At 48.7% G+C, this 7519-nt stretch carries 7 protein-coding genes and 1 riboswitch; all 7 genes read left to right on the top strand.

Annotation, left to right across the window (positions count from 1 at the left end; translation table 11 throughout):
- The first annotated feature begins 374 nt into the window (after positions 1–374).
- Positions 375–476, top strand: a riboswitch (purine riboswitch).
- Positions 477–623: 147 nt separating this feature from the next.
- The 7 genes from purE to purF are packed head-to-tail and all read left to right on the top strand — an operon-like array spanning position 624 to position 7511.
- Entirely contained in the window at positions 624–1112 is a 489-nt protein-coding gene (gene purE / locus RB160_RS23580; protein WP_316572899.1) for a 5-(carboxyamino)imidazole ribonucleotide mutase, read from the top strand.
- Entirely contained in the window at positions 1105–2256 is a 1152-nt protein-coding gene (purK, locus tag RB160_RS23575) for a 5-(carboxyamino)imidazole ribonucleotide synthase (protein ID WP_316572898.1), read from the top strand. The genes purE and purK overlap by 8 nt, the downstream gene beginning before the upstream one ends.
- A gap of 15 nt (positions 2257–2271) precedes the next feature.
- Entirely contained in the window at positions 2272–2973 is a 702-nt protein-coding gene (gene purC / locus RB160_RS23570; protein ID WP_316572897.1) for a phosphoribosylaminoimidazolesuccinocarboxamide synthase, read from the top strand.
- Positions 2974–2976: 3 nt separating this feature from the next.
- On the top strand, positions 2977–3231 hold the full coding sequence (gene purS, locus RB160_RS23565) for a phosphoribosylformylglycinamidine synthase subunit PurS (RefSeq protein WP_316572896.1): 255 nt from the start codon (positions 2977–2979) through the stop codon (positions 3229–3231).
- The gene (gene purQ / locus RB160_RS23560; protein WP_316572895.1) at positions 3228–3911 is read left to right on the top strand and encodes a phosphoribosylformylglycinamidine synthase subunit PurQ; all 684 of its coding nucleotides are present in this window, start codon (positions 3228–3230) and stop codon (positions 3909–3911) included. The genes purS and purQ overlap by 4 nt, the downstream gene beginning before the upstream one ends.
- Positions 3895–6114, top strand: a complete 2220-nt coding sequence (gene purL, locus RB160_RS23555) for a phosphoribosylformylglycinamidine synthase subunit PurL (protein ID WP_316572894.1) — start codon at positions 3895–3897, stop codon at positions 6112–6114. The genes purQ and purL overlap by 17 nt, the downstream gene beginning before the upstream one ends.
- Complete coding sequence (gene purF / locus RB160_RS23550) at positions 6099–7511, top strand: amidophosphoribosyltransferase (RefSeq protein ID WP_316572893.1); 1413 nt, start codon at positions 6099–6101, stop codon at positions 7509–7511. Before purL ends, purF begins: the two co-directional genes overlap by 16 nt.
- The last annotated feature ends 8 nt before the right edge of the window (positions 7512–7519 follow it).

The following is a 7519-nucleotide window of genomic DNA, read 5'->3' as shown; positions in this document are numbered from 1 at the left end:
TTTGGTGTGTTTAAGACATGTGAATGAACTGCCAGCCATTGAAAATCTGGTTTAACGGACAGTCAGGAGTCGAAATCCGGAATGGTTGTCAGATAAACCATATAAGTGAAAACAAACTGCCGAAATCCCGTTTTTCTATCCCATAAACCCCGTTTAAAGGACAGCCAGGATTGGAAAACCGAAAAGGTGTCGCATAATCGGTGGATGGCTCGGATCAATCCATCCGTATAAAACTACTTTATTTTGTGAAGAATCTGATTTCAGCATTCAGCTATTAGTAAAAGCACCCAATAAGGCGAACGATGTACAAATATCTTATTTTAATGTTCGTTTATTGTTGACTCGCATTTCCATAGCTGTTATGATGGAAGCGACAAAGGAAATAGCAATGCCCTCGTATAATCATGGGAATAGGGCCCATAAGTATCTACCCGGTGACCGTAAATCGCTGGACTATGAGGGAAAGTAGCGCGGTTGAGGGGTATGGTGTCTTTATTTTTCCATACTTCTATTTTGCAACTGTATCAGGACTTTCTATAGCCCTGGTCAGACTGCTTTCTCTTGTAAAAGGAGAAGCTTTCTGGCCGGGGCTTTTTATTTTGCCGAGAAGGATGTGGAGCTGGATGGATGTGAAGGTTGCTGTCATTATGGGGAGCAAATCGGATTGGGAGACGATGAAGCATGCCTGCGGGATGCTGGATACCCTTGAGGTTCCTTATGAAAAAAAGGTTGTTTCCGCCCATAGGACACCCGATTTAATGTTTCGTTTCGCGGAAGAAGCAAAGGAGCGCGGCCTGGAAGTAATTATTGCCGGCGCTGGGGGAGCCGCCCATTTGCCCGGGATGGTTGCAGCTAAAACAATTGTCCCTGTTATTGGCGTACCAGTTCAGTCGAAGGCGCTGAATGGGCTTGATTCGTTGCTTTCGATTGTTCAAATGCCTGCAGGGGTTCCTGTTGCAACTGTTGCAATCGGGGAGAGCGGAGCGAAGAATGCGGCTCTTCTTGCAGCCCAAATACTTGCGGCAAAAGATAGCACGCTCGCCGAGAGAATCCAAAAATTGAGGAATGCTGCAGAGGAAGCAGCAATCGAAAGCAGTGGCTACCTTGAATAGGAAAGTGATTTTGCCGGGCCAGACAATTGGAATTATAGGCGGCGGGCAGCTAGGCAGGATGATGGCTCTTTCTGCAAAGGCGATGGGTTACAGGATAGCGGTCCTTGATCCCAATCCGGATTCACCGTGCGGGCAGGTTGCGGACCATAAGATTATCGCGCCTTACAACAGCGGCCAAGCAATGGAAGAGTTGGCGGCAATTTGCGACGTCGTTACATTTGAATTTGAAAATATTGATGAAAATGCACTGGAGCTTGCAGCCAATCGAACATGGGTGCCCCAGGGAGTTCAATTGCTCAGTATAGCAAAAGACAGGATTAAAGAAAAAAACGCGATCATGGAAGCCGGGTTGCCAGTGGCACCCTATAAATCAGCCAGTACAACGAACGAGCTTGCCGAAGCGGTGAAGGAGATTGGTTTCCCGTGTGTCGTAAAAACAGCAAGAGGCGGTTATGACGGAAAAGGGCAACTTGTTTTAAAGAGTGATAGAGAAATAGAAACAGCGGCAGAACTGCTTAAGCATGGATCATGTGTCGTTGAAAAGTGGGTCTCATTCGAAAAGGAGATATCGGTTATTGCAGCAAGGAATTCGAGTGGAGAAACGGCCGTATTCCCGGTTGCTGAAAATATTCATAAAAACAACATTCTCCATCAAACAATTGTACCGGCCAGAATCGGCAATGAAGCCCGGGAACAGGCGATGCAGTTGGCAGTCCGGCTGGCGGACGCTTTGGAAATGGTTGGAACGCTTGCCGTTGAAATGTTCCTAATGGGGGATGGGTCGATATTTATTAACGAAATCGCGCCAAGGCCGCATAATTCAGGGCATTTTACAATCGAAGCTTGTGAAACCTCCCAGTTTGCCCAGCATATCAAGGCTGTTTGCAATTTGCCTTTAGGAAAAACAGAACTTTTACGCCCAGTTGTTATGGTCAATGTGCTTGGTGAGCACCAGGAGCCGCTTCTTGCAAAACTTCCGGAACTACGAAATTGGAACGTTCATCTTTACGGAAAAAACGAAGCGAAGGCCGGCAGGAAAATGGGCCATGCAACATTGATTCGCGATTCGGCAGACCAGGCACTATTGGAAATCGAAGAATCCGGGATTTGGACATTGAATTCCATGTCTGCAATTGGCAAATGAGAGGAGACGGGACAGATGGGTGAACTGTTGTATGAAGGGAAAGCAAAACGGATTTACAGTACGGCTGACGAACAAGTAGTCCTTGTCGATTACAAGGACTCCGCTACCGCTTTTAATGGGGAAAAGAAAGCTGAAATAGCCGGTAAAGGCCAGCTCAATAACGAAATCAGCTCCCTCCTTTTCAAAAAGCTTAATGAACACGGAATAGAGTCCCATTTCGTTGAAAAGGTTTCTGCAACGGAGCAGCTTGTTAAAAAGGTCACGATCATTCCGCTTGAAGTGGTTGTACGGAATATTGCGGCGGGAAGTATGGCGAAGCGCCTTGGGCTTAAGGAAGGCAGGCCGCTTCTAAAGCCGATAGTCGAATTTTATTTCAAGGACGACAGTCTTGGCGACCCGTTAATCACAGAGGACCATATCCTTGAGCTACAGGCCGCAACGCCAGGTGAGATTGAAGTTTTAAAACAAAAGGCGCTTGAAGTTAATTCGTTCTTAAGTTCCTTCTTTGAAGGGCTCGGAGTCAGGCTCGTTGACTTCAAGCTTGAGTTTGGCAAGGACGCTTCCGGCCAACTTCTGCTGGCGGATGAGATTTCCCCTGATACATGCCGTCTCTGGGATATGGAGACAAATGAAAAACTTGATAAAGATGTGTTCAGGCGAGATCTTGGCAGCATTACCGACGCGTACGAAAAAATATTGGTCCGATTGGGAGGCTAAATCATGGTCAAAGTAAAAGTGTTTGTCACGTTGAAGGAAAGTGTTCTGGATCCCCAGGGAAAGGCAGTTTCAAATGCCCTGCATTCACTTGGATATGAGGAAATCGCCGATGTGAGAATCGGAAAATATATGGAATTGTCGATTGATCCCGCTGGCAGGGATGTCGAGACGGTTGTACGGGAGGCGTGCGAAAAGCTGTTGGCGAACCCGGTTATTGAGGAATACCGCTATGAGCTTGAGGAGGCTGTGATCCGATGAAATTCGCTGTCATTGTATTTCCTGGATCAAATTGCGACGCTGATATGTACCATGCGATCAAGGATGAACTTGGTTCCGAGGTTGAGTATGTATGGCATACAGAAACAAGCCTGGATGGTTTTGACGGTATCCTTCTCCCGGGAGGGTTTTCATACGGCGATTACTTGCGCTGCGGGGCGATTGCCCGGTTTAGCTCGATCATGGGAGAAATCATCAAAGCGGCGGAAGCCGGAAAACCAATCCTCGGTGTTTGCAACGGGTTCCAAATCCTACTCGAAGCAGGCCTCCTGCCGGGAGCGCTCAGAAGGAATGATAGCCTGAAATTCGTCTGCTCCCCGGCAAGAATCACGGTGGAAAACAACAACACACTCTTTACAGCCGGTTATGAAAACGGGCAAATTTTGTCCATCCCGGTTGCCCATGGGGAAGGGAACTATTTCTGCGACCCGGAAACACTTGTGAAACTAAAGGACAATAACCAGATTGTTTTTACCTATACAGAAAACATCAATGGCAGCCTTGAGAATATCGCTGGCATCATCAATGAACAGGGGAATGTTCTAGGGATGATGCCGCATCCTGAGCGGGCGGTGGACAGCCTGCTTGGCAGCGCTGATGGATTGGCGCTGTTTCAATCGATCGTGAAGCAATGGAGGGATTCACATGTTGTTAAAGCTTGAACCATCGCCGGAACAAATCAAATCCGACAGATTGTACAGCCAAATGGGCCTATCCGATGAAGAATTCACGAAGATTGAAGAAATTCTCGGCCGCCTACCGAATTATACCGAAACGGGTCTGTTTTCCGTTATGTGGTCAGAGCATTGTTCGTATAAAAATTCTAAGCCGATTTTAAAAAAATTCCCAACGAAAGGGGAACGCGTCCTGCAAGGCCCTGGCGAGGGGGCAGGTGTCGTTGATATCGGCGATGGGCAGGCGGTTGTTTTTAAAATTGAGAGCCACAATCACCCATCTGCAATCGAACCGTACCAGGGAGCTGCGACCGGGGTTGGCGGCATCATCCGAGATATTTTTTCGATGGGTGCAAGGCCGGTTGCCCTTTTGAACTCACTCCGCTTTGGCGAGCTCGATTCCTCACCTCGCGTCCGCTATCTTTTCAAAGAGGTCGTTGCGGGGATTGCCGGATACGGAAACTGTATCGGAATTCCGACAGTCGGCGGTGAAATCCAATTTGATGCTTCCTATGATGGCAATCCGATTGTAAATGCGATGTGTGTAGGTCTAATCGACCACAAGGATATGAAAAAAGGGTTGGCTAGCGGTGTTGGCAACACAGTCATGTATGTTGGCGCGAAAACGGGCCGGGATGGTATTCATGGAGCAACTTTTGCTTCCGAGGAACTAACGGATGATTCCGAAGAGAACCGCCCTGCGGTCCAGGTTGGCGATCCATTCATGGAGAAGCTGTTGCTTGAGGCGTGCCTCGAGCTTGTAAAATCGGATGCCCTTGTCGGCATACAGGATATGGGAGCCGCGGGGCTGACGAGTTCAAGCGCCGAAATGGCAAGCAAGGCGGGATTTGGGATTGAAATGAATCTTGACCTCGTACCGCAGCGGGAAACAGGCATGACCGCTTATGAAATGATGCTATCGGAATCCCAGGAACGTATGCTGATTGTTGTTAAAAAGGGCCGTGAACAAGAAATCATCGACCTTTTCTCAAAATATGAGCTAGAGGCAGTTGCGGTTGGGGTTGTTACGGAAGAGAAAAAGCTGAAGCTGATGCATAACGGCGAGGTTGCGGCCGATGTGCCGGTTGATGCGTTGGCGCTTGATGCGCCGGTCTACCATAAGCCTTCCGCTGAACCAGCTTATTTCCGTGAATTCCAGGCAATGGATCATGCGGCCCCTAAGGTGGATAACTATGAAGATACGTTAATCCGCCTGCTGAAGCAGTCGACCATCGCTTCAAAAGAATGGGTCTATAACCAGTACGATTATATGGTCCGGACTAACACAGTCGTGGCTCCGGGGTCTGATGCCGCGGTCATCAGGATACGAGGTACAAAGAAAGCATTGGCGATGACGACGGATTGCAATTCACGCTACCTCTATCTTGATCCGGAAACAGGGGGAAGAATTGCTGTATCGGAGGCGGCCAGAAATGTTGTTTGTTCGGGTGCCGAGCCAATCGCGATTACCGACAACCTGAACTTCGGCAGCCCGGAAAAGCCGGAAATTTTCTGGCAGATGGAGAAAGCCGCGGACGGGATCAGTGCGGCGTGCATTGCATTGAATGCGCCAGTCATCGGCGGGAATGTATCGCTATACAACGAGACGAATGGAAAAGCAATTTATCCGACGCCTGTTATTGGCATGGTCGGATTGATTTCGGATATCAGCCATATTACGACCCAGGCATTCAAGGAAAATGGAGACCTCATTTATTTGCTTGGTGAGACGAAGGATGAATTCGGAGGTTCCGAACTGCAGAAGCTCATTCACGGCGACATTTTTGGAAAATGCCCGGAACTTAACCTTGAAACAGAAGTGAAACACCAAAAGTCGGTCCTAGAAGCAATTCGGGCCGGGCTCGTCCAATCCGCGCATGACCTGTCGGAAGGTGGCCTTGCGGTCGCGCTAGCCGAGTGTGTGTTTGGAACTAGTGGCCTTGGTGCCGCGGTGGCACTGGAAGGAAATCCGGTGTCAGCTCTCTTTAGCGAAACACAATCCAGATTCCTTATAACTGTGAAAAAAGAAAACCAGGAGCTGTTCGAAACATTGACTGGAGCCAGGCTGATTGGCCAGGTTACCGATGAACCTGTTTTACACATTTCAGTAAATGGCGAAGCAGTTGTCGATGAAAAAGTAGAACGTTTGGAAAGTGCCTGGAGAGGAGCCATTCCATGCTTGCTGAACTAAGAGGCTTGAACGAGGAATGTGGAATATTTGCTGTTTGGGGACATGAGGATGCGGCAAGGATTACGTATTACGGGCTTCATAGCCTTCAGCATAGGGGGCAGGAAGGCACTGGAATCATTACATCTGATGGAAAACAGCTCTCCGGGCATAAAGGGGAAGGGCTTGTTTCCGAGATGTACAATGAACAGGTTCTCTCTAAATTGATTGGGAATGCTGCAATTGGGCATGTACGGTATGCGACAGCAGGCGGGGGCGGATATGAAAATGTCCAGCCCCTTCTCTTCCACTCACAAACAGGGAGTATGGCGCTCGCCCATAACGGCAACCTTGTCAACGCCAACCTGATTAAGTCAATTCTTGAGCAGCAGGGGAGCATCTTCCAGACGAGTTCGGATACTGAAGTGCTGGCGCATTTAATTAGAAGGAATAGCGGCTGGCTTTTGAAGGATCGTGTCAAAAGTGCGCTTAAGCAAATTGAAGGCGCCTTTGCCTATGTCATTTTAACAGAAAATGAATTAATGATTGCACTTGATCCGCAGGGCTTAAGGCCGCTTTCACTTGGGAAGCTCGGCGACGCCTTCGTTGCTGCATCAGAAACATGCGCGTTTGATGCCATAGGCGCGGAATTTATCCGCGATATTCTGCCTGGTGAACTATTAATCATCAACGACAATGGTTTGCATTCGGAATTCTTCACGGAAAGCAGGGATGAGGCCATCTGTACGATGGAATACATTTATTTTTCCCGTCCCGACAGCAACCTTCAAGGAATCAATGTCCATACCGCGCGTAAAAATCTCGGGAAACGGCTTGCCATGGAGGCGGGAATCGAAGCGGATGTTGTGACCGCGGTCCCAGATTCGGGCGTTTCGACGGCCATTGGCTATGCGGAGGCATCCGGCATCCCTTATGAACTTGGCCTCATCAAGAATCGTTATGTCGGAAGAACCTTCATTCAGCCTTCCCAAACTCTTAGGGAGCAGGGGGTAAAAATGAAGCTATCCGCGGTAAGGGGCGTTGTGGAAGGGAAACGGGTGATCATGGTCGACGATTCAATCGTCCGAGGAACGACGAGCAAGCGGATTGTCTCTATGCTAAAGGCCGCTGGCGCGCTTGAAGTGCATGTTGTTATCAGCTCACCGCCCATTAAGTATCCATGTTTTTACGGAATTGATACGTCGACAAAGGAAGAATTGATTGCTCATGGCCATACGCCAGAGGAAATCAGGCAGCTGATTGGCGCAGACTCGCTGACATTCCTTAGTACTGAAGGGATGCTCGAGGCGATAGGCCGTCCGAATACATGGAAAAACTGCGGACAGTGCCTTGCTTGCTTCACGGGTGAATATCCGACTGAACTGTATCCAGATTCACTCCAATACTACTACCAAAAATAACTTCGGGA

Source organism: Neobacillus sp. YIM B06451 (genome assembly GCF_032667185.1).
GTDB lineage: Bacteria > Bacillota > Bacilli > Bacillales > Cytobacillaceae > Bacillus_D.
This window is presented reverse-complemented; position numbering and strand designations above follow the sequence as displayed.

Excerpts from the sequence above, each read along its gene's own strand:
- purE (WP_316572899.1), top strand. The coding sequence starts at position 624 with ATGGATGTGAAGGTTGCTGTCATTATGGGGAGCAAATCGGATTGGGAG.
- purC (WP_316572897.1), top strand. The coding sequence starts at position 2,272 with ATGGGTGAACTGTTGTATGAAGGGAAAGCAAAACGGATTTACAGTACG.
- purS (WP_316572896.1), top strand. The coding sequence starts at position 2,977 with ATGGTCAAAGTAAAAGTGTTTGTCACGTTGAAGGAAAGTGTTCTGGAT.
- purQ (WP_316572895.1), top strand. The coding sequence starts at position 3,228 with ATGAAATTCGCTGTCATTGTATTTCCTGGATCAAATTGCGACGCTGAT.
- purL (WP_316572894.1), top strand. The coding sequence starts at position 3,895 with ATGTTGTTAAAGCTTGAACCATCGCCGGAACAAATCAAATCCGACAGA.
- purF (WP_316572893.1), top strand. The coding sequence starts at position 6,099 with ATGCTTGCTGAACTAAGAGGCTTGAACGAGGAATGTGGAATATTTGCT.